This window comes from Streptomyces sp. DH12, assembly GCF_020873895.1.
In the GTDB taxonomy this organism is placed as follows: Bacteria; Actinomycetota; Actinomycetes; order Streptomycetales; family Streptomycetaceae; genus Streptomyces.
The window spans coordinates 151,402-172,192 of sequence record NZ_JAHWGT010000008.1; the positions used below are offsets into that span (position 1 = coordinate 151,402).

Consider the following 20,791-nt stretch of genomic DNA (forward strand, 5'->3'; position numbering starts at 1 on the left):
GGGGCGCCTACTTTCGCATGATCACCGGCTCGTGGCGGCGCAGCAGCCGCACCACCGCGAAGCCGAGGACGACGGCGAGCGCCACGAGCGCGCCCATGTCGAGGAGCCAGGCCGTCAGGGTGTGGTCGAACAGCGGGTCCTGCGTCCGCTCGCCCGGGACCGTCGCGCCGAGGTCCACCGTCGACGCCATGGCGGCGAAGGCCCACCGGGAGGGCACCAGCCACGCCAGCTGCTCCAGGACGGGCGTGCCCCGCACGGACAGCAGCGCGCCGCAGAACACCACCTGCACGATCGCGAGGAGGACCAGCAGCGGCATGGTGACCTCCTCCTTGCGCACCAGCGCGGAGACGAAGAGGCCCAGCATCATCGCCGTGAACGACAGCGCCGCCACGGCCACCGCCACCTCCACGAGTGGCGGCAGCAGCACCCCGCGCCCGTCCGGCACGCCCATCGGCACGCCGACGAGCGCGACCAGCGTCAGCACGACGGCTTGCACGACCGTGACCAGCCCCAGCACGGTCACCTTCGACATCAGGTACGCCGACCGGGACAGGCCGACCGCCCGTTCCCTGCGGTAGATGGTCCGCTCCTTCACCAGCTCCCGCACGGCGTTGGCCGCGCCGGTCAGCACGCCGCCCACGCAGAGGATGAGCAGCACGTTCAGCGTGGACTCGCCGCCGAGCCTGCCCTCGGACAGCGCCCGGGCCATCGCGCCCATGACGAACGGCAGCGCCACCATGATCGCCAGGAAGGTGCGGTCCGCGCTCAGCGCCGCCGCGTACCGCCGCACGAGGGTGCGCCACTGGGCGCCCCAGCTCTGCGGCTTGGGCGGCGGCGCCGGGGGCGGCGTCGCGGCCGTGCCGGGGAGGTCCGGGGCGGGGCGCCGCATCGCGGCCTCGACGTACCGCTCGTGGTACGCGGAGGAGCGGAAGCGCCCCGCCCAGTCCCGCTCCCGGTCGTTCTCGAAAGCCTCGAACGCCTCGGGCCACTGCGCGCAGCCGAAGAAGTCGAGCGCCTCGGCGGGCGGCCCGTAGTAGGCGATCCGCCCGCCGGGGGCCAGCACGAGCAGCCGGTCGCAGACGTCCAGGCTGAGCACGCTGTGGGTGACGACGACGACGGTCCGCCCGTCGTCGGCGAGCCCGCGCAGCATGTGCATCACCGACCGGTCCATGCCCGGGTCCAGCCCCGACGTCGGCTCGTCGAGGAAGAGCAGCGACGGCTTGGTGAGCAGCTCCAGGGCGACGCTGACGCGTTTGCGCTGACCGCCGGAGAGGCTGTGCACCGGCTGCCCGGCCCGCTGGTCCAGGCCCAGCTCGCGCATCACCTCGTCGACGCGGGCCCGGCGTTCGGCCGCGCGGGTGTCCTGCGGGAAGCGGAGCTCCGCCGCGTACCCGAGGGCCCGCCGCACGGTCAGCTGGAGGTGCAGGATGTCGTCCTGCGGGACGAGGCCGATGCGCTGGCGCAGCTCGGCGTACTGCCGGTACAGGTCCCGCCCGTCGTAGAGGACCGTGCCCCGGTCGGCGGGGCGCAGCCCGGTCAGGGCGTTGAGCAGCGTGGACTTGCCCGCGCCGCTGGGGCCGACCACGCCGAGGAGGGTGCGCTCGCCGACGGGGAACGAGACCCCGTCCAGCAGGGTCCTGCCGCCGTCGACCGTGACGGCGAGCCCCTGCACGTCGAGGGAGACCTCGCCCGTGTCGGTGTACTCCACCAGGCGTCCGCCGACGACGCAGTAGGCCCGGTGGCCGATGCCGATGATGTCGTCGGCCGTGACGCGGGCGTCGTCGACCGGGCGGCCGTTGAGGTACGTGCCGTTGTGGCTGCCCAGGTCGTGGATCCGGTACGTGCCGTCCGGGAGGGAGCGCAGCTCCGCGTGGTGGCGGGAGACCACCAGCTCGTCCACGACCACGTCGTTGTCGGCCGCGCGGCCGATGCGCACGGCCCGGGTGGGCAGGGGCCGTACGGAGGTGGGGCGCCGGAAGGTGCCGGTGGCCCCCGGCATCGACACCGACGACGGCCGCGCCGCCGGCCCCGACGGGGGCTCCGGCCCCCGCTCCGGCGCGCTGGGCTCCGGCAGGGGCCGCGCGACGTCGGGCGGCGGCTCGGGTGATGCGGCGACGGGCCCGGACCGGGGCCCAGGCTCGGCGGCTGACGGTTCCGGCGCCGCGGCGGGCGGTCCCGGCTCGGCGGCGGGCGTCCCCGGTACCGACAGCACGGCCAGGGGGCCGTCCGCCGGGTGACCGAAGCGCAGCGCGGTGCCGTTCCCGACCTCCTGCCCGGCGCCGACGCGCGCTCCGTCGGCGAACGTGCCGTTCGTGCTGCCCTCGTCGCGCACCGTCCACCGGCCGTGCTCCGGCCGGAGCACGGCGTGGTGCCAGGAGACGCGGACGTCCGCCAGCGCGATGTCACTGGCGGGGTCGCGCCCGACGCGGTAGTCGCGGTCGGGGCGCAGCACCGTATGGCGCCCGCCGACCTCGACGACCAGCTCGGGTGCGGTAGGCGTGCCGGGCCGCTCTCCCATGAGGGAATTTTATCTTTTCCTCCTGGAACGCGCCCTATGTGCTGTTTGTACGTGGGGGAGGCGGGGGAACGCGAACAGCGGAACCCGACAACCGACAGGAGGCCCCCGTGCCGCAGGAGCAGACGCCGCGCCCCGACCCCACGACCGCCCACCCGCGTCCCGACTACCCCGAACAGCAGCAGGAGCACCCCGGCCGGACCGAGGAGATGAGCCCGCGCCCCGACCACGGGGAGGAGTCGTACCGCGGCAGCGGCCAGCTCAAGGAGCGCGCCGCCCTGGTGACCGGCGGCGACTCCGGCATCGGCCGCGCCGTCTGCCTCGCCTTCGCACGCGAGGGCGCCGACGTGCTCTTCACCCACCTCCCGGAGGAGGCCGAGGACGCCCGCGAGACCGCCCGCCTCGTCGAGGACGCGGGCCGCAAGGCTGTCGCCGTGCCGTGCGACATCCGCGACGAGGACGCGTGCAGGGCCCTCGTCGAGCGGGCCGTGACCGAGTTCGGCCGCATCGACGTGCTGGTCAACAACGCCGCCTACCAGATGGCGCGGCAGGAGGGGATCGAGGCCATCCCCACCGAGCAGTTCGACCGCGTCATGAAGACGAACCTGTACGGCATGTTCTGGATCACCAAGGCGGCCCTGCCGCACATCCCGGCGGGCGGCTGCGTCATCAACAGCGCCTCGGTGCAGGCGTACAAGCCGAGCCCGCCGCTGCTCGACTACGCCATGACCAAGGGCGCCATCGTCACCTTCACGCAGGGACTCGCCCAGGACCTCGCCCCGCGCGGCATCCGCGTCAACGCCGTGGCCCCCGGTCCCGTGTGGACGCCGCTGATCCCGGCGACCATGCCGGACACGGCGGAGTTCGGCAAGCAGTCGCCCCTGGGACGGGCCGCGCAACCGGCCGAGATGGCACCGGCGTACGTCTTCCTGGCCTCCCCGGGGGCGAGCTACATCACCGGCGACATCGTCAACGCCACCGGCGGCACCCCGCTGCCCTGACCCCCGCCCGGTACGGCACCCCGAGCCGCGGCCGTCCGACCGCCGGCCGCCTCGGCCCGGCGGCGGGCGGGCTGAGGCGGACCCGGTGTCAGGCGCCCCCGCCGCCGGCCTCCGCGCGGCGCTCCCGCTTCCACAGGGCGGCGCGCCCGCGGAGCCCGGCCGGCCACTTCCTGGTGTCGCGCGGCTCCACGTACGGCTCCTCCGTCGGCGGCAGCCCGCCGCGGATGGCCCGCTGCCGGGCCAGCTCCGCGTTGAGCTCCAGGCCCAGCAGGATCGCCAGGTTGGACAGCCAGAGCCAGACCAGGAACACCACCACACCGGCCAGCGTCCCGTAGGTCTTGTTGTACGAGGCGAAGTTGGCGACGTAGAGGGCGAGGCCGCCGGACGCCAGCAGCCACAGGAGCACCGCGAGCACGCTGCCCGGACCCAGCCAGCGCAGGCCGGGGCCCCGCACGTTGGGCGCACGCCAGTACAGCAGCGCCACCATCAGCACCACGAGCACCACCAGCACCGGCCACTTGGCGATGTCCCACGTGACCACGGCGGCCTCGCCGACACCGATCGCCTCACCGGCGCGCCGCGCGACCGGCCCGGTGAAGACCACGATCACCGCGCTGACCGCCAGCAGCACCATGAGCACCAGGGTGAGGAGGACCCGCAGCGGCGTCAGCTTCCACACCGGCCGGCCCTCCGGCACGTCGTACACGGCGTTGGCCGTGCGGATGAAAGCCGCCACGTACCCCGACGCCGACCAGACCGCCGCCACCAGGCCCACGACCGCCATGACCCCGCTCGTGGACCCGCTGCCCTGCAGCTGCCGCACCGCGTCGCTCAGCAGGTCCCGCACGGCGCCGGGCGCCAGCCCGCCCAGGTTGTCCAGCACCGACCGGGTGGCCGAGTCGCCGACCACGCCCAGCAGCGAGACCATGACGAGCAGGGCGGGGAAGACCGACAGGACGCCGTAGTAGGTCAGCGCGGCGGCCCGGTCGGGCAGCTCGTCGTCGAGGAACTCCTCGGCCGTGCGCTTGAGTACCGTCCGCCACGAGCGGGCGGACAGGTCCGCCGGCCCTCCGCCAGGGTTCGTCATACGGGCAAGGGTTACCCGGTACGGGTGGCTCAACCAGGCCGTCGGCGGCTGCCGCGCGGACGTGACGAGAGACCAGAGACGAGAGAGGACCTCCATGCCCATCGCGACGGTGAACCCCGCGACCGGTGAGACGCTCGAGACCTTCCGGCCGCTCGGACCCGACGGGATCGAGGAGCGGCTGGCCGCCGCCGACCGGGCGTTCCGCGCGTACCGCGCCACCGGCTTCCCCGAACGGGCGGCGCTGCTGCGGCGCGCGGCCGACCTGCTGGAGGCGGACGTGCCGGAGATTGCCCGGACCGTCACCACCGAGATGGGCAAACCGGTGACGGCGGCCCGCGCCGAGGCGGCCAAGTGCGTCAAGGCCATGCGCTGGTACGCCGACCGCGCCGAGGCGCTCCTCGCCGACGAGCGCCCCGACGAGGCGGACGTGCGCGACGCGGGGGCGTCCGGCGCCCGGGTGCACTACCGGCCCCTCGGCCCCGTCCTGGCCGTCATGCCGTGGAACTTCCCGCTGTGGCAGGTCGTGCGCTTCGCCGCGCCCGCCCTGATGGCCGGCAACACCGGACTGCTGAAGCACGCGTCCAACGTCCCCCGGACGGCCCTGTACCTGGAGGAGCTGTTCCGCCGGGCGGGCTACCCAGAAGGGGTCTTCCAGACGCTGCTCACCGGCTCGGACGCGGTCGAGGGCGTCCTGCGCGACCCGCGCGTCGCCGCGGCCACGCTGACCGGCAGCGAGGCCGCGGGCCGCTCCGTCGCCGCGGTGGCGGGCGACGAGGTGAAGAAGACCGTGCTGGAGCTGGGCGGCAGCGACCCCTACCTCGTGCTGCCCTCGGCCGACGTGGCCCGCGCGGCGGCGACCGCGGTGACGGCCCGCGCCCAGAACAACGGCCAGTCGTGCATCGCCGCGAAGCGGTTCGTCGTGCACGCGGACGTCCACGACGAGTTCGTGGAGCGGTTCACCGCCGGGATGGCCGCCCTGGAGGTGGGCGACCCGCTCCGGGAGTCCACCGAGGTCGGTCCGCTCGCCACCGAACGGGGGCGCGCGGACCTGGAGGAGCTCGTCGACGACGCCGTGCAGCGCGGTGCCGAGGCCCGGTGCGGGGGCCGCCGTCCGGCGGGCCTGGACCGGGGCTGGTACTACGAGCCGACCGTCCTCACCGGCGTGACGCCCGCCATGCGCGTCCACCACGAGGAGACCTTCGGCCCGGTCGCCGCCGTGTACCGCGCGGAGGACCTGGACGAGGCGCTGCGCATCGCCAACGACTCGCCGTTCGGGCTGAGTTCCAACGTCTGGACGCGGGACGACGCCGAGGTGGAGCGCTGCGTACGGGACCTGGAGGCGGGCGGCGTCTTCGTCAACGGGATGACCGCCTCGCACCCGGCACTGCCGTTCGGCGGGGTCAAGCGGTCCGGGTACGGGCGCGAGCTGGCGGGCCACGGCATCAAGGAGTTCTGCAACGCCACGACGGTCTGGCGCGCGGACTGACCCGGCGGGCCGGGCAGGGCGGCGCGGGGCGCGCTCCGCCCGGCCGTCCCCGCCGCGAACCGCCCCGTCGGACCGCCGGGCCCGCGCCTCGGAGCGGCGCCCCGAGAGCGGCGCCTCAGAGGGGTCAGAGGGGGACGACCACCTCGTCCGGCGGAGGCGGCGGGGGAGGGGTGCCGTCCCCGAAGGGGCGGCCGCCCAGCTCCTCGCGGTGGTGCGGGGAGCGCCAGCTCCGCAGGTCCGGGCCGCGCGGCACGATCCTCGTCGGGTTGATGTGCTCGTGCACCGTGTAGTAGTGGCGCTTGATGTGGTCGAAGTCCACCGTGTCGCCGAACCCGGGCGTCTGGAACAGGTCCCGCGCGTACGCCCACAGCACCGGGTCCTCGGTCAGCTTGTTGCGGTTGCACTTGAAGTGGCCGTGGTACACGGCGTCGAACCGGACGAGTGTCGTGAACAGCCGCACGTCCGCCTCGGTGAGCGTGTCGCCGACCAGGTACCGGCGGGTCGCCAGGTGGTCCGAGACCTGGTCGAGCCGTGCGAACAGCCGGGCGTACGCCTCGTCGTAGGCGCCTTGCGCGGTGGCGAACCCGGCCTCGTAGACGCCGTTGTTGACGTCGCGGAAGATGCCCTCCATGCGCGCGTCGATCTCGTCGCGCAGGTGCTCGGGGTAGAGGTCGGGGGCGCCGGGCCGGTGCAGCGCGGTCCACTCCGTCTCCAGGTCGAGGGTGAGGCGCTGGTAGTCGTTGGTGACGAGGCGGCCGCTCGGCACGTCGACGACCGCCGGGACGCTCACCGCGTCGGTCCGCTCCGGGTCACGGGCCTCGTACGCCTCGGCCAGGTACCGGATGCCCAGCACCGGGTCGCGACCGTCGGGGTCGAGCGTGAACCGCCAGCTCCGGTCGTCCTGCACCGGGTCCGCGACGGCCAACGACAGCGCCTCCTCCAGCCCGAGCAGCCGCCGCACCACCAGCGACCGGCTCGCCCAGGGGCAGGCGCGGCTCACCACCAGCCGGTAGCGCCCCGCCTCCACGGGCCAGCCGTCCCGGCCGTCGGCCGTGATGCGGTCGGTGAAGTGCCCGGGGGCCCGCCGGAACCGTCCTTCGTCTGCCATGCGCCCCGGGTACCCGCCCCGTCCCGCCCGAAGCCCGGACCCGCCCGGACGCCGGGCCGGCTCCGGGCGGCGTCCGTCAGCCCCTGGCCCGCAGGGGGCGCAGCCGGCCCCCGGAGTGGTGCTCCCCGGCACGGAACGGCAGGATCAGCAGCCGCGCGCGGGGCGCCGCCATCGGCTGCGCGGCGCACACGGTGATCCAGCCGGGGCCGTGCTCGGCGTGGTGCACCGGCCGCTCGCTGCCGTCGGGGTGGACGTACGCGCTCGCGGACTCGTAGACGCGGGCGGCCGGCGGGTCGTCGAGCACCTCCTTCTCGATGCCGCACAGGGTCGGGTCCTGCGGGTCCGCGGCGATGGCGGCCCGCAGCTGCGGCAGCAGGAGCGGCGCCCACGAGGTCTCCCAGTGGCGCAGCACCGACCGCGCCTCGGGCTCGACCGTCATCCACCGCATCACGTTGGCCGGGACCCGGCGGCCCGGGAAGAGCGCGGCGAACGGCTCGTTGTACGCCAGCAGGTTCCACGACCGGTCACTGATGTACGCCATATGGGTGATGCCGTCGAGAGCCAGCTGCCACGTGCCGGGGACGGCCTCACCGGCCCGCGCGTTCAGCGGGTGCGGCGGGTCCTGGCCGAGGGCGTACCGCCACAGGGCCACCCACTCGTGCTCGTTCATGCCGAGCAGCCGCGCCACGTCCTCCAGCAGGTCGACCGGCGGGTTGGGATACCGGCCCGACTCCAGGCGGCCGTAAGTGTCCGGCGCCCGGTGCAGCAGTTGGTCGATCTGCGCCTGCGACAGGCCGGGGGCCCGCCGGCCCTGCCGGGCGGGGCGTGACAGCCCGTGGCTCTCGGGCGCGATCAGGGCACGGCGCTCCCGCAGCAGGAAACGCAGGGCGACCTTGTCCAAGACGGGTCCCTCCCCCAGAGGGACGGCCGCCCGGTGGTCGTCGGTCGGCGGCCGTCGCGGCGAACGGTGTGGCGGTTCAGCGGTGCGGCGCCCGGTCCGGTGCGAGGGCTGCCGGGCCGGGTGCGGCCGGGGCGGCCGCGGCCGGGGGGTGGCGGGCGGCGGGGGAGGGGCGTTGCATCGGGACGCGTCCGTTCATGGGCATGCGGAAGGGACGGCGCCCGCCACCGCCCTCCAGGGGGCGCGGGGCGCGGGCAGCCGCACCGGTACGCTGACGCGTCGTGCGCCGGCGATCAAGTGCCCACGTGGTGCGTACCTGCGCACGGCGCACACACGCAGTCGTGAACGGGGGCAGAGATGAGCGAAAGGGACGGTCCCAGCCGGCCGGAAGGACCGTTGTCGGGGGCCGCCAGAGAGCTCTACGCCCGGATCACCCGGGGGGAGCCCGTCGGGCCGCAGGACGCCGACGCGCTGGCCGAACTCGTCGGCTGGCGGCTCGTGACCGTCGACGCGGACCGCCCCGGCCCGCCGATCGCCCTGGACCCGCAGGAGGCGGCCCGCCGCCGGCTGGACGAGGAGCTGCGCGACATGGCCGCCCGCGCCGCCCGGATCGCCGCCGTCCCCGGCGTCGGCGACGAACTGGGCCTGCACTTCGAGCGGGCCAAGTGGCGCTCCGGCAGCGGCAGCGAGTTCCTCGCCGGGCGCGAGCAGGTGTCCGCGCGGATCGGGGAGGCCGTCGACCGGGCGGAGAGCGAGGTCCTCACGGCGCTGCCCGCCGGACCGGCCTGCCCCGACCTGCTCGACGACGACACCGCCCGCGCCTCGCGCGCCCTCGCCCGCGGCGTGCGGATGCGCACCCTGTTCGGCGACGGGGTGCGCGACGACGCGGCGGCCCGCGCCTGGGCGAGCGTCATGTCCGGGCGCGGCAACCGCTTCCGCACCCTGCTCGCCCCCTTCCAGCGGTGCGTCGTCGTCGACCGGCGCCAGGCGTTCGTCTCCGACCACGTCGTCGGGGGCGACCCCGAGCAGACCGCCTGGCACGTCATGGACCGGGCGTTCGTCGCCTTCGTCGCCGAGGGGTTCGAGGACGCCTGGCGCCGCGCGGACATCTGGCACGGCGACCCGCGCCGCGCCGTACCGGACGACGGCACCGGCCGGCTGACGGACCGCCAGCGCGAGATCCTCATCGACACGGCCGCCGGCGTGGACCAGCGCATCACGGCCCGCCGGCTCAACATCGGCCTGCGCACCCTCACCAAGGAGCTGGGCCTGCTGCGCGCCCGCTGGGGCGCCACCACCCTCGCCGCCCTCGCCTACCAGTGGGCGCTCTCGCCGGAGCGGCTGCGGACGGCCGACGCGGGCGGGGCGGGCGGCGACCGGAGCGGACAGCGGGACGGGAGCGACGGCTCCGACCCGTGACCGCCCGCACCCGGTCGGTTTTTAAATGAAAAAGCATCAGAGGAAAAACGGGGCGGGGCTGCTGCATCCTGGAGGAGGTCGGGAGGTCAACCGGCCCTTCGAGGAGCGCCGAGACTCCGCGGAGCCGTTATTACGGGGGTCGTTATCCGCGCCTCATGCCAGAACCGGGCAGAGCAGGGCACGGGCAGCGTGTCCTGCCGGGCATCGTGCGGATACCGCAAGGTCACTGCCAGGGCCTTCCGGACGCAAAACCGATCCTCTCGGTACGTCCCCCGTGATACGGCCTCCCCCGCGGCGCTCCCGCCCCCCGCCCCGGCCCCGCGCCTCACCCGGGTGGTGTCCGGGTCCGCGTCCACTCCAGGAGCTCCGCCGCCGACCAGGTGTTGACCACCCGTCCGGCCGGGACGCCGCACTCCTCGGCCCGCGCGCACCCGAGGATCTGCCAGTCCAGCTGGCCGGGCGCGTGGGCGTCCGTGTCGATCGCGAAGTACGCCCCCGACGCCACCGCGAGGCGCAGCAGGCGGCGCGGCGGGTCGAGCCGCTCCGGGCGGCTGTTGACCTCCACCGCGGTACCGGCCTGCGCGCACGCCGCGAAGACCCGCTCCGCGTCGAACTCCGACTCGGGCCGCCCGCGCCCCGACACCAACCGTCCGGTGCAGTGCCCCAGCACGTCCACCAGCGGGTCGGAGACGGCCCGCACCATCCGCCGGGTCATCGCCGGCGCGTCCATCCGCAGCTTGGAGTGGACCGACGCGACCACCACGTCCAGACGGTCGAGCAGCTCCGGGTCCTGGTCCAGTGACCCGTCGGGCAGGATGTCGCACTCGATGCCCGTCAGCAGCCGGAACGGCGCCCAGCGCGCGTTCAGCTCCGCCACCACGTCCAGCTGCTCGCGCAGCCGCTCCGCCGACAGGCCGCGCGCCACGGTCAGCCGGGGCGAGTGGTCGGTCAGGACCGCCCACTCGTGGCCCAGCTCCGCCGCCGTGCGCCCCATCTCCTCGATGGGGCTGCCGCCGTCCGACCAGTCCGAGTGCAGATGGCAGTCGCCCCGCAGCAGCGCCCGCAGCTGCGCGCCGGCTCCGCTCGCCGGCCGGTCCGCCTCCTCCTCCAGCCGCCGCAGGTAGGCCGGCACCTGCCCGTCCAGCGCCTCGCGCGCCACCTGCGCCGTCTTCGGGCCGACGCCGCGCAGCGCCTCCAGCGTCCCGGCCCGCGCCCGCTCGGCGACTTCCCGCGCGTCGAGCGCGCGCAGTGCCGCCGCCGCCGTGCGGAAGGCGCGCACCCGGTACGAGGGGGCCAGCGACCGCTCCAGCAGGAAGGCGATCCGCTCCAGGGCCTCCACCGGCTCCATCACGGCACCCCCCTCACACCCATGCCGTCCCGCCCGGGAGCGGGGCCGATCTCGCACCACACGGCCTTGCCCTCGCCCCGCGGCTCCACCCCCCAGCGCGCCGCCAGCGCGTCGAGCAGCAGCAGGCCCCGCCCCGACGTCGCCGCCTCACCGGGCGTGCGCCGCCGGGGCCAGGCGCTCGACCGGTCCTGCACCGCGAGCCGCACCCGGCGCACCGGTTCCGGCAGCACCTCCAGGGTGAGCACGGCGCCTCCCTCCGTGTGCAGCAGCACGTTGCCCAGCAGCTCGCCGGTGAGCAGCTCGGCGTCGTCGGCGTACTCGCGCATCCCCCAGTCGCGCAGCGCCCGCCGCACCACCGCCCGCGCCTCCGAGAGCCCCTCCGGGTCGGCCTGGTGGATGTACTGGTGGATGCGCGGCGCCCGCGTCGTGCCCGGGTCGGGGCTGCGCCGCAGCACCAGCAGAGCCACGTCGTCGCCCGCGCCCCACCGCTCCCAGAACCGCTGGGACAGGTGGTCGGCGAGCGCCTCCGCTCCCGGCGGGCCCGCGCCGATCGCCTCGGCCAGCGCCTCCATGCCCTGCCCGATGTCCGTGCCCGGCTCCTCGACGAGTCCGTCGGTGAACAGCACCAGCGTCTCGCCCGGCACGAGGTCGAGCCGCGTCTCGGGGTACTCCTCGTCCCCGAAGACCGACGCGATGCCGAGCGGCAGCCCGCCCTGGAGCTTCGGCACCCCGACCCGGCCGTCGGTGTGCCGGATCAGCGGGCCCGGGTGCCCCGCCCGTACCGCGCGGGCGGTGCCGCTGCCCAGGTCGACCTGGGCGTACGCGCAGGTCGCGAAGCGCTCGGTGTCCAGCTCGGCCAGGAAGCGGGAGGCGCGGGCGAGGACCGTCGACGGCGCGTGGCCCTCACCGGCGTACGCCCGCAGCGCGATACGGAGCTGACCCATGATCGCCGCGGCGTGCGTGTCGTGCCCCTGCACGTCGCCGACGACGATCCCGACGCGCCCCTTCGGCAGCGGGACGACGTCGTACCAGTCGCCGCCGACCTGCCGGCCGCTCCACGCGGAGTGGTAGCGCACCGCGATCTCACCGCCGCGGATCTCGGGGATGCGGCGCGGGAGCATCGTCGCCTGGAGCCCCGTGGCCAGCTCGCGCTCCTCGTCGAAGAGGATGGCCCGCTGGAGCGACTGGGCGACGATCGCCGCGAGGCCCAGCGCGAGGTTGCGCTCGTCGGCGGTGAACGTGGTGTGCCGCCGGTACAGCAGGGCCATGCCGCCCAGCGTGCGCGCCTGCGCGACCAGCGGAAGGTACGCCGCCGCCCGGAACGGCAGCCGCCCGGCGTGCGGGGCGAGCAGCGGATACCCCTGGATCAGCTCCTGGAAGGCGCTCGTGAACAGCGGGCGGCCGCTCAGCACGGTCTCGTGGAGCGGGAGGCCGTCCTCCAGCCGGCGCAGCCGCAGGTCGTCCAGGACGTCGAGGGACTCCCCGCTCAACGCGATGATGTTCAGCGAGCCGTTCTCGACCAGGCCCAGCGCCAACCCGTCGGCGCCCAGCCGCGCGAGCCCGCCCGGCCCGGTGAGCGCGGCCGTCACGTCGTCCACCGTCACCGCCCGCGACAGGGCGCGCGTCGACCGCTCCACCATGTCGGTCTGCCGCTTGCGGCGCTTCTCCAGCTCCATCACGAACTCCGAGTGCGTGACCTCGGACGTCGCGTCGCGGACGATCCCCACGATCCGGTGCGCCCGGCCGTCGCGGGCCCGCAGGATGCGCGCCTGGACGTGCGTCCACTGCTCGGAGCCGTCGTCGCGTTCCAACCGGAAGTACGCGGCGTACGAGGACCGGCCGCTGGTGAGCGCGTCGCGGATCACGCCGTCCAGCCGCTCCCGCTCCGGCTGGTCGAGCCGCCGCACCAGGGTCGCCGGCCGCGCGTCGAACGTCTCGGGCGCCTGCCCGAAGACCAGCAGCCCGGCGTCGTCCACGTCGATGGTGCCCGCGTCCACGTCCCAGTCGAAGCTGCCGGTGCGGTTCATGGCGAGCCGCTCGGTCGGCTGGATCTCGCCGCCGTGCTGCCGCTCCGCGCCGAGTGCCCGGTTGTCCGTCATCCCCCTCATTGTCGAGCCCGGCCGCGGCGAACGCCAAGGCATCGGCGGGCGCGTCGGGCCGACCGGGTGGCGGGCACCCCCGGCGTTCCGCCCCCGCCCGCCCCGGGTGCGCGAGGGCCGCCCCGCACCGCCACCGCCCGCCCCGGCGCGCAGGGGCTGCCCCGCACCGGCCCCCCGCCGCCCGCACCGCCGGTCGGGCGGCACGGTCGGTCGGGCCGCGCGCTCGGTCAGCCCGCCTCGAAGGGGCCCCAGCCGGCGGACCCGGGCGGGAACTGGTACGTCGGCATCCCCCGCACGGCGCTGGTGGAGAACGGCCGCCCCCGGTCGTCCAGCCGGAGCGTGCCGCTGCGCCCGCCGCTGCTCCACTCCAGCTCCAGGTACCAGCGCACGTGGCGGGCGCCGGTGTGCGCGGTGATCCTCAGCACCTGCGGGTCGTCGCGGGAGACGGTGTACGGGAAGTCCGACGCCGGCAGGAAGCGGTCGCCCTGATACCCGGCCACCGGCACGGGGCGCGGCCGGGCGGCGTCCAGGTTGACGTCGTGGCCCTGCAGCCGTGCCTCCCCGCCGCAGCCGACGCCCATCACGTAGGCGTTGCCGGGCAGCGGCTGCGAGGTCTCCACCGTCCGCACGTGCAGCGCCCTGAGGACGACGGTCTCGTCGCCGACTCCCTGGAGGGACACCTCGATCACCATCTCCCCGCCCGGTGTGCCGTCCAGCGGGGTCACCCAGCCGCGGGCGTCCTGCTCGGACGGCGGGGGAGGCACCCGGGCCGGCGGCCGGTCCAGGACGTAGACCTGGCTGCACGGGTCCTCCCAGACGTACGGGTCGACGTCGGCCGTCAGGGGTACGGCGGGCACCGGCCGCGCACCGGCGGCCCCGGGCGCGGTGCCTCCCCCGGTCGGGCGGCCGGAGGCCCCACCGGGGGAGGGGCGGGCGGACGGGGCGCCGCCGGCGGACGGGGAGGCGGCGGACGGGGGCCTGGCCGCGGGCGGCCGGGCGGCGGTCGTGGGGCCGGATCCGGGCCGCGTGCGCGTGGCGGAGGCGGCGGCGCTCTCCACGACGGCGGGCGCGTCCGCGTCGGACGTGGGCAGCGAGCGGTGGGTGAGCGCGACGGCGGCCCCGGACACCGCGAGGACCGCCGTCCCCGCCGCGGCGGCCAGCAGCCGTACGCGCCGACGGCGGCCCGCCGACCGGCCGGGGCGCCGCTCCGGCGGGTCCGCCTCGGGCCGCGGCCCGGGGCGCGCCTCCGCTCCGGGCCCGGTCGGAGGGTCCTCGGAGCGGGCCGTGTGTTCCCGCGCGGGCCGCGGAGCGGCATCGGCGTCCGGCGCAGACGCGGACGCGGGCGCAGACGCAGAGGCAGACGTGGGCGCCGGCCCTGGCCTCGGCCCCGGTACCGGTGCGGTGTCCGCCGCGGCTTCGGTTTCCGGGCCCGTGCCCGGGGATTCCGCTTGCGGGGCCGGCTCCCCTTCCGCCGGCGCGGCGGGTGGCGCGGCGGTGGGACCTCCGCCCGGCGCGGCCTCCTCCCCGGTGACGGGCGGCGCGGCGGCCCTGGCCCGGCGCCGCGCCTCGTCCGCCACGATCCAGGCCCGGTGCAGCCGCAGCAGCTCCGCGCGGTCCGCCCCGCACAGCCGCGCCAGCCTCTCGACGGGCGCGAACTCCGTCGGTACCGCGTCACCGTTGCAGTACCGGTGGAGCGTCGACGTGCTCATGTGCATCTGCTTGGCGAGGGCGCCGTAGCTCCGCCCGGACCGCTCCTTCAGCTCCCGCAGGAGGTCCGCCAGACCTGCCCTCTCCATCCCCACCCCGTGTGTTCCCTTCGGTTCGGCCGTCGCCGGAAAGGCGCCCGGGGGACGAACGTTCCCCGAGGTCGGACGCCGCGTGCGGGCGTTCCGGTTGCCTGTCATTGTCGCCGCCGCGCGCCGCGGCCGGCGACCCGGCCGGCCCGGTGGCCCCCGCGACCGCCCGTTTGGGGCGCGGCTGGTGACGCGGCGTCAGCCTTCACGGGCGGGGGCGGGCGGTCGTCACCGATCCGGTCCGCACCGTTGACGCGTCCACGCCCCCTGCCTATCTTCTGTTCGAAGTCCTGGTCAACGTCCGATATATCGAACAGATGAGATCCCAGGAGCACCCACACATGACCTCCATACGGCCGAGGCTCGTCCTCGCGCTGGCCGCCGCCCTGGTCGGCACCCTGCTGGCCGCCCCCACCCGGGCGGACGAGGCCCCGGCGGCCGAACCGGTCGACCACACGCTCACCGTCCACCCCGACCGCGCCGGCCCCGCGATCGACCCCACCATGTACGGAGTCTTCTTCGAGGACATCAACAACGCGGCCGACGGCGGGCTCTACGCCGAACTCGTGCGCAACCGCTCCTTCGAGTTCTCGGCCGCCGACAACCGCTCCTACACTCCGCTGACGGCCTGGCGGGAGACCGCGCACGGCGGCGCCACGGGCACCGTGCGCGTCGTCGACGACGCGCACCGCCTCAACGAGCGCAACCGCGCCCACGCCCGCCTGGACCTGTCGGGCGGCGGGGCGCCCGGCGCCGGTTACGGCCTCGTCAACGCCGGCCACGGCGCGGGCGTCGCCCTGCGCGCCGGGGCGCGCTACGACTTCTCCGTCTGGGCCAGGACCGACCAGCGCCGCGGCACCCGCCTCACGGCGCGGCTCCAGGACGCGGCCGGCGCGCCCCTGTCGGCGCCGCTCGCCCTCACCGTGCGCGGTGACCGCTGGACGAAGTACACCGGCACCCTCACCGCCGGCGCCACCACACCGGGCGCGCACCTCGCCGTCACTGCCCAGGGCGCCGGGGTGCTGCGCCTCGACATGGTGTCCCTCTTCCCGCGCGACACCTTCAAGGGCCGGCCCGGGGGCCTGCGCCAGGACCTCGCCGAGAAGATCGCCGCGCTGCGGCCCGGCTTCCTCCGCTTCCCCGGCGGCTGCCTGGTCAACACCGGCTCCCACCAGGCGTACGAGGCCCCGAACTGGGAGCGCGCCCGCTCCTACCAGTGGAAGGACACCATCGGCCCGGTCGAGCAGCGGGCCGTCAACGCCAACTTCTGGGGCTACCACCAGAGCTACGGCCTCGGCTACTACGAGTACTTCCAGTTCGCCGAGGACATCGGCGCCACACCCCTGCCCGTCGTGCCCGCCCTCGTCACCGGCTGCGGCCAGAACCGCGTCACGGACGACCCGGCCCTCCTGCGGCGCCACATCCAGGACACGCTCGACCTCATCGAGTTCGCCAACGGCCCCGTGACGAGCACCTGGGGCCGCAAGCGCGCCGAGATGGGCCACCCCAGGCCGTTCGGCCTCACCCACCTCGCGGTCGGCAACGAGGAGAACCTGCCGGACGCCTACTTCGAGCGCTTCCAGCAGTTCCGCGCCGCCATCGAGGCCAGGTACCCGGACGTCACCGTCGTCGGCAACTCCGGACCCGACGACTCCGGCGCCACCTTCGACCGCCTGTGGCGCCTCAACCGCGACGCGGGCGTCGCCATGGTCGACGAGCACTACTACAACAGCCCGCAGTGGTTCCTGGAGAACAACGAGCGGTACGACGCCTACGACCGCGGCGGCCCCGACGTCTTCCTCGGCGAGTACGCCTCCCGCGGCGACCGCTTCTCCAACGCCCTCGCCGAGGCCGCCTTCATGACCGGCCTGGAACGCAACGCCGACGTCGTCAAGATGGCCTCCTACGCCCCGCTCCTCGCGGACGTGCGCGAGAACCAGTGGCGGCCCGACATGATCTGGTTCGACTCCACCCGCTCCTGGGGCTCCACCAGCTACGAGGTCCAGAAGCTGTTCATGAACAACACCGGCGACCGGGTCGTCCCCAGCGAGGCCACCGGCACGCCGCAGTCCGCCGCCCCGATCACCGGGGCCGTGGGGCTGTCCACCTGGGCGACCAGCGCCGCCTACGACGACGTGCGCGTCACGGCGGCGGACGGCACCACCCTCCTCGCCGACGACTTCTCCGCCGGCGACGGCCGGTGGACCCGGGCGGCGGGACGCGGCACGTGGACCGTCAGCGACGGGGCCCTCGTCCAGTCCGACGAGACCGCCCAGGACACCCTCGTCACCGCCGGCGACCCCGCGTGGCACGACTACGACCTGCGGGTCAAGGCCACCAAGAAGGCCGGCAGCGAGGGCTTCCTCGTCGCCTTCGGCGTGCGGGACACCGGCAACCTGCACTGGTGGAACCTCGGCGGCTGGAACAACACCCGTTCCGCCGTGGAGAAGGCGGTCGACGGCGCCAAGGAGACGCTCGTGGAGGACGCCACCACCGTGGAGACCGGGCGCACCTACGACCTCCACGTCCAGGTGCGCGGCCGCCAGGTGACGCTGTACCTCGACGGGCAGCGGTGGGGCGGCTTCACCGACGAGAACCGCGCCGAGCCGTTCCGCCAGGTCGTGACCCGCGACGAGGCCACCGGCGACCTCGTGGTCAAGGTCGTCAACGCGCAGGCGGCCCCCGCCCGCACCCGGATCGACCTGGGCGCGGAGCCCGCCTCCGGGACCGCCCGGGCGACGACGCTGAGCGCCGCGCCCGACGCCGTCAACACCGCCGACGACCAGCCGGTCCGGCCGGTCGCCTCGACCGTGCGGGGGGTGGCGAGGACCTTCACGCACACCTTCCCGGCGCACTCGGTCACCTTCCTGCGGATCGCCACCCGGTAGCGGGGCCGGGGACCCGGCCGGCCGCGGCGCGCGGCCGGCCGGACCCGGGAGTCCGGAGCCTTCACTACCCTGGGCCCCGGGGGTCCCCGTGTACTCCCCCCCCCCACCCCCGCCCGGGCAAGGCCGTGGCAGAATCTGTCGAAGCGCTTCGACGGCCACCCTGGACAGAGGTCGGTGGCGCCTCTAATGTCAGTGGACAATCAGTCGAAGCGCTTCACTTCGCCTGTGCCCTACCGTCCGGGAGAGCCGATGGTCACCCTCGCCGATGTCGCTCAGCACGCCGGAGTCTCCGCCAGCACGGTGAGCTACGTCCTGAGCGGCAAGCGGTCCATCTCCGCCTCCACCCGGGCCCGTGTCGAGCGCAGCATCGCGCAGCTCGGCTACCACCCCAACGCCGGCGCCCGCGCCCTCGCCAGCAGCCGGTCCAACATCATCGCGCTGATGATCCCGCTGCGGACGGACATGTACGTCCCGGTGATGATGGAGATCGCCATCGCCGTCGCCACCACGGCCCGCGCCCACGGGTACGACGTGCTGCTGCTGACCGGCGAGGAGGGGCCCGCCGCGGTGCGCCGCATCGAGGGCAGCGCGCTCGCCGACGCCATGATCCTCATGGACGTCGAGCTGGACGACGACCGCCTGCCCCTGCTCCGCGGGGCGACCCGCCCCGGGGTGCTCATCGGCCTGCCGGCCGACCCCGCCGGCCTCAGCTGCGTCGACCTCGACTTCGAGGCCGCGGGCGCGCTCTGCGCCGACCACCTCGCCGGGCTCGGCCACCGGGAGATCGCCGTCATCGGCGAGGCCGCCGCCGTCTACGAGCGCCACACGGGCTTCGCCGAACGCACCCTGAACGGACTGCGGGAGCGCAGCGCCGCACTCGGAGTGCGGCTCCTGCACCGGCCCTGCGAGGGCAGTTACGCGGCCGTCGCCGCCACCCTCGCCCGCGTCTACGACGAGCGCCCCGGCACCACCGCCTTCGTCGTGCAGAACGAGGCCGCGACCGATCCGCTCCTGGCCCTTCTGCGCCAGCAGGGCCGCGCGGTCCCCGAGGACGTCTCGGTGGTGGCGATCTGCCCCGAGCAGGTCGCCGCGCACGCCTCCGTACCCCTCACCTCCGTGGCCGTGCCGGCCCAGCGGATGGGCCGGCACGCGGTCGAGCAGGTCGTCGCGAAGCTGGAGGGGCGGGGCACCGACGCGCTGGTCCTGCTCGCGCCCGAGCTGACCGTCCGGGAGAGCACGGGCCCCCGCCCGCTCGTCCCCGCCCCCCGCCCCTGACCTCCCGCCCCTGAGCCACCCCCGGCCTTCCGCCCCTGCGCCCCCGCGCCTGGGTCCCCGCCCCCGAGCCGTCCCGCCCCGGGTCCGTCTCCCGGTCCCGGCCCGCCGGTCGGCCTTCAGCGGGCGGCGGCGGCCGGCTCCAGCAGGTTCCGGCGCAGCGCTTCCACCAGGGCGCCGTCCACGCCCAGGCGCTCGGTCGCGTAACCGGCCGGCGACCCGTACCGCTCCGCCAGGCCGTCCAGGAACAAGCGCATGACCTCGCCGGGCGCGCGCCCGAAGTCCGGCCAGACGAGCTCCCGGCCCGGGTGGTTCGCCCGCCACTCCGCGACCAGCCGCTCCGTGGCCAGGCCCGTCAGCGCGAAGTCCGCCACGACGACGTCCTCCGGCACCCGCAGCAGCCCCAGCACCAGCGCGGCCAGCAGACCGGTGCGGTCCTTGCCGGAGGCGCAGTGGAAGACCACCGGCCCGCTCCCCGCGTCGGCGACCAGCTCCAGGGCGCGGCGCAGTTCGCGCACCCCGTCCTCGGCCACCTCCAGGTAGCGCTCGGCCAGGTACGGCCCGATCGGGACGTCCGCGGCCAACTGCGACTGGTCGTAGGGGCGGTGCTCCACGCTGAGGTTGTGGTACGCGAACGACGGGTGCGCGGGCACCCGCCCCCTGCCGTCGATCTCCCACGGGTAGCGCAGGTCGATGACGGTACGGACGCCGAGGCCGAGGAACCGGTCCCAGTCGGCGCCCCCGCGCAGCTTGCCCAGCGAGTCCGACCGGTACAGCCGCTCCCACCGCAGGACACGCCCGTCCTCGGTGGCGTACCCCCCCAAGTCCCGGAAGTTGTGCAGTCGTTCGAACGCCAGGTGTCTGTCCATGCGCCGATGATGGCACCCGCCGGACGGGCACCCGGCGGGCAGGCCGCCGCCGCGCGTCCCCCCTCGAAGACGCACGGCGGCGGCGGTGCGGACCGGGCGCGCGGCGCGACCCCGGGACGGCTCTCCCCGGGGGTGTCCCGCCGATCCGGCCTGATCGACGAGACGCCCCCTGGGTCCTGTCCGGAAAGCAGCGCCGTGGCCCAGGCGGGACTCTCCGGACAGGGCCTAGCGCGCGGAGACCGTCAGGTTCCTCGTGAAGAACTCCAGGCCTCCGGGCGAGGAGGTGATCTCGAAGCCGAACTGCACGTCGCCGATGGCCTCGTCGCCCCACCAGCCCTTCACGTCCTTGATCCACCGCAGGACGGGCAGGATGTCGACGGTGCCGGCGGTCGAGTCGGACGTCCGCACGAACGAGAACACCTCGTGGTACGAGCCGTCCGGGTTGGTCACGCGGCCCTTGTACACGTTCCAGCTGTGCCCGCCGAGCGTCGCGGAGCCCTGCGGGCTGCCCAGCGGGCCGACCGGGCCGTGGTGGTTGACCCAGAGCATGACCTCGTAGTCGTGATCCGTGTCCCAGATGTCGTAGGCGGTGTTGTACGCGCCCGCCGACGGGACCGTGACCCGGTAGTCGCTCGTGAGGGAGGACAGCCCGCTGATCTTCCGGTCCACCCGCTTCTTGGCGTTCGGGTACGACTTGATGCCGCCCGTGCCGGGGTGGTCGGCCCAGACCCCCCAGCTCGCCGCCGAGTCGGCCCAGGTGCACTGGGCGCCGGCGCCCTTGCCCCAGATGTTGTTGTACAGCGTGTAGCCGCCCAGCGAGGTGTTGCCCCACTGCTCGCAGCTGTGCCAGGCGGCGGCCTGCGCCGGGGCGGCCGTGAGGCCGAGCGTGACGCCGAACGCCAGCACCGGCGCGATGAGCGCCCTGCGGATCCGGCGGCGGGCGAGCGGGGGACGGGGGATGCGTCGTGCCATGGTGAGTCCTTCCCATGGGTGGGGGGCGGGGGATGG

Annotated in this window: 14 protein-coding genes; 5 read left to right on the forward strand and 9 right to left on the reverse strand. The window is 75.2% G+C overall.

The genetic code is table 11. The features are described from left to right. Window positions 1-7 precede the first annotated feature (7 nt). A complete protein-coding gene (locus tag LPA54_RS09800; protein ID WP_228975872.1) occupies window positions 8-2,518 on the reverse strand; it encodes an FHA domain-containing protein in 2,511 nt (836 codons plus the stop codon). A 107-nt stretch (window positions 2,519-2,625) separates the two neighbouring features. On the opposite strand from LPA54_RS09800, the gene LPA54_RS09805 reads away from it, so the two are divergent. Continuing rightward, window positions 2,626-3,516 carry an SDR family oxidoreductase gene (locus LPA54_RS09805; RefSeq protein WP_228975874.1) on the forward strand — a complete coding sequence of 297 codons (891 nt, stop codon included), beginning with the start codon at window positions 2,626-2,628 and terminating at the stop codon, window positions 3,514-3,516. Window positions 3,517-3,604: 88 nt separating this feature from the next. Here the strand turns inward: LPA54_RS09805 and LPA54_RS09810 are convergent, their stop codons facing one another. Beyond that, a complete protein-coding gene (locus tag LPA54_RS09810; protein WP_228975877.1) occupies window positions 3,605-4,603 on the reverse strand; it encodes a YihY/virulence factor BrkB family protein in 999 nt (332 codons plus the stop codon). Between the two features lie 94 nt (window positions 4,604-4,697). On the opposite strand from LPA54_RS09810, the gene LPA54_RS09815 reads away from it, so the two are divergent. Continuing rightward, on the forward strand, window positions 4,698-6,089 hold the full coding sequence (locus LPA54_RS09815) for an NADP-dependent succinic semialdehyde dehydrogenase (RefSeq protein ID WP_228975879.1): 1,392 nt from the start codon (window positions 4,698-4,700) through the stop codon (window positions 6,087-6,089). Window positions 6,090-6,213: 124 nt separating this feature from the next. Here LPA54_RS09815 and LPA54_RS09820 read toward each other — a convergent pair whose 3' ends face one another. Continuing rightward, window positions 6,214-7,197: a glutathione S-transferase family protein gene (locus LPA54_RS09820; protein ID WP_228975882.1), complete on the reverse strand. Its 984-nt coding sequence runs from the start codon at window positions 7,195-7,197 to the stop codon at window positions 6,214-6,216. 76 nt (window positions 7,198-7,273) lie between these two features. Then, complete coding sequence (locus LPA54_RS09825) at window positions 7,274-8,098, reverse strand: helix-turn-helix domain-containing protein (protein ID WP_228975885.1); 825 nt, start codon at window positions 8,096-8,098, stop codon at window positions 7,274-7,276. Between the two features lie 354 nt (window positions 8,099-8,452). Here LPA54_RS09825 and LPA54_RS09830 point away from each other — a divergent pair, with 354 nt between their 5' ends. Continuing rightward, complete coding sequence (locus tag LPA54_RS09830; RefSeq protein WP_228975887.1) at window positions 8,453-9,514, forward strand: hypothetical protein; 1,062 nt, start codon at window positions 8,453-8,455, stop codon at window positions 9,512-9,514. A 325-nt stretch (window positions 9,515-9,839) separates the two neighbouring features. Here LPA54_RS09830 and LPA54_RS09835 read toward each other — a convergent pair whose 3' ends face one another. From LPA54_RS09835 to LPA54_RS42255, 3 genes are all read right to left on the reverse strand, one after another. Continuing rightward, window positions 9,840-10,862, reverse strand: coding sequence for a PHP domain-containing protein (locus LPA54_RS09835; RefSeq protein WP_228975991.1), 1,023 nt, complete (start codon window positions 10,860-10,862; stop codon window positions 9,840-9,842). Further along, a complete protein-coding gene (locus LPA54_RS09840) occupies window positions 10,862-12,961 on the reverse strand; it encodes a SpoIIE family protein phosphatase (RefSeq protein WP_228975889.1) in 2,100 nt (699 codons plus the stop codon). The genes LPA54_RS09835 and LPA54_RS09840 overlap by 1 nt, the downstream gene beginning before the upstream one ends. 227 nt (window positions 12,962-13,188) lie before the next feature. After that, window positions 13,189-14,757, reverse strand: a complete 1,569-nt coding sequence (locus LPA54_RS42255) for a helix-turn-helix transcriptional regulator (protein WP_267486937.1) — start codon at window positions 14,755-14,757, stop codon at window positions 13,189-13,191. Between the two features lie 338 nt (window positions 14,758-15,095). Here LPA54_RS42255 and LPA54_RS09850 point away from each other — a divergent pair, with 338 nt between their 5' ends. Continuing rightward, window positions 15,096-17,642 carry an alpha-L-arabinofuranosidase C-terminal domain-containing protein gene (locus LPA54_RS09850; protein WP_228975891.1) on the forward strand — a complete coding sequence of 849 codons (2,547 nt, stop codon included), beginning with the start codon at window positions 15,096-15,098 and terminating at the stop codon, window positions 17,640-17,642. 249 nt (window positions 17,643-17,891) lie between these two features. Further along, complete coding sequence (locus LPA54_RS09855; RefSeq protein WP_228975994.1) at window positions 17,892-18,917, forward strand: LacI family DNA-binding transcriptional regulator; 1,026 nt, start codon at window positions 17,892-17,894, stop codon at window positions 18,915-18,917. A 116-nt stretch (window positions 18,918-19,033) separates the two neighbouring features. Here LPA54_RS09855 and LPA54_RS09860 read toward each other — a convergent pair whose 3' ends face one another. Both LPA54_RS09860 and LPA54_RS09865 read right to left on the reverse strand, forming a co-directional pair. After that, window positions 19,034-19,783, reverse strand: a complete 750-nt coding sequence (locus tag LPA54_RS09860) for a tyrosine-protein phosphatase (protein WP_228975893.1) — start codon at window positions 19,781-19,783, stop codon at window positions 19,034-19,036. A gap of 225 nt (window positions 19,784-20,008) precedes the next feature. Further along, the gene (locus LPA54_RS09865; RefSeq protein ID WP_228975895.1) at window positions 20,009-20,755 is read right to left on the reverse strand and encodes a hypothetical protein; all 747 of its coding nucleotides are present in this window, start codon (window positions 20,753-20,755) and stop codon (window positions 20,009-20,011) included. Window positions 20,756-20,791: the final 36 nt, after the last annotated feature.

Bases quoted from the DNA above. Each gene is read 5' to 3' on its own strand.
- LPA54_RS09800 (WP_228975872.1), bottom strand. From the start codon at position 2,518: ATGGGAGAGCGGCCCGGCACGCCTACCGCACCCGAGCTGGTCGTCGAG.
- LPA54_RS09810 (WP_228975877.1), bottom strand. From the start codon at position 4,603: ATGACGAACCCTGGCGGAGGGCCGGCGGACCTGTCCGCCCGCTCGTGG.
- LPA54_RS09815 (WP_228975879.1), top strand. From the start codon at position 4,698: ATGCCCATCGCGACGGTGAACCCCGCGACCGGTGAGACGCTCGAGACC.
- LPA54_RS09820 (WP_228975882.1), bottom strand. From the start codon at position 7,197: ATGGCAGACGAAGGACGGTTCCGGCGGGCCCCCGGGCACTTCACCGAC.
- LPA54_RS09830 (WP_228975887.1), top strand. From the start codon at position 8,453: ATGAGCGAAAGGGACGGTCCCAGCCGGCCGGAAGGACCGTTGTCGGGG.
- LPA54_RS09835 (WP_228975991.1), bottom strand. From the start codon at position 10,862: ATGGAGCCGGTGGAGGCCCTGGAGCGGATCGCCTTCCTGCTGGAGCGG.
- LPA54_RS09840 (WP_228975889.1), bottom strand. From the start codon at position 12,961: ATGACGGACAACCGGGCACTCGGCGCGGAGCGGCAGCACGGCGGCGAG.
- LPA54_RS42255 (WP_267486937.1), bottom strand. From the start codon at position 14,757: ATGGAGAGGGCAGGTCTGGCGGACCTCCTGCGGGAGCTGAAGGAGCGG.
- LPA54_RS09850 (WP_228975891.1), top strand. From the start codon at position 15,096: ATGACCTCCATACGGCCGAGGCTCGTCCTCGCGCTGGCCGCCGCCCTG.
- LPA54_RS09855 (WP_228975994.1), top strand. From the start codon at position 17,892: ATGGTCACCCTCGCCGATGTCGCTCAGCACGCCGGAGTCTCCGCCAGC.
- LPA54_RS09860 (WP_228975893.1), bottom strand. From the start codon at position 19,783: ATGGACAGACACCTGGCGTTCGAACGACTGCACAACTTCCGGGACTTG.
- LPA54_RS09865 (WP_228975895.1), bottom strand. From the start codon at position 20,755: ATGGCACGACGCATCCCCCGTCCCCCGCTCGCCCGCCGCCGGATCCGC.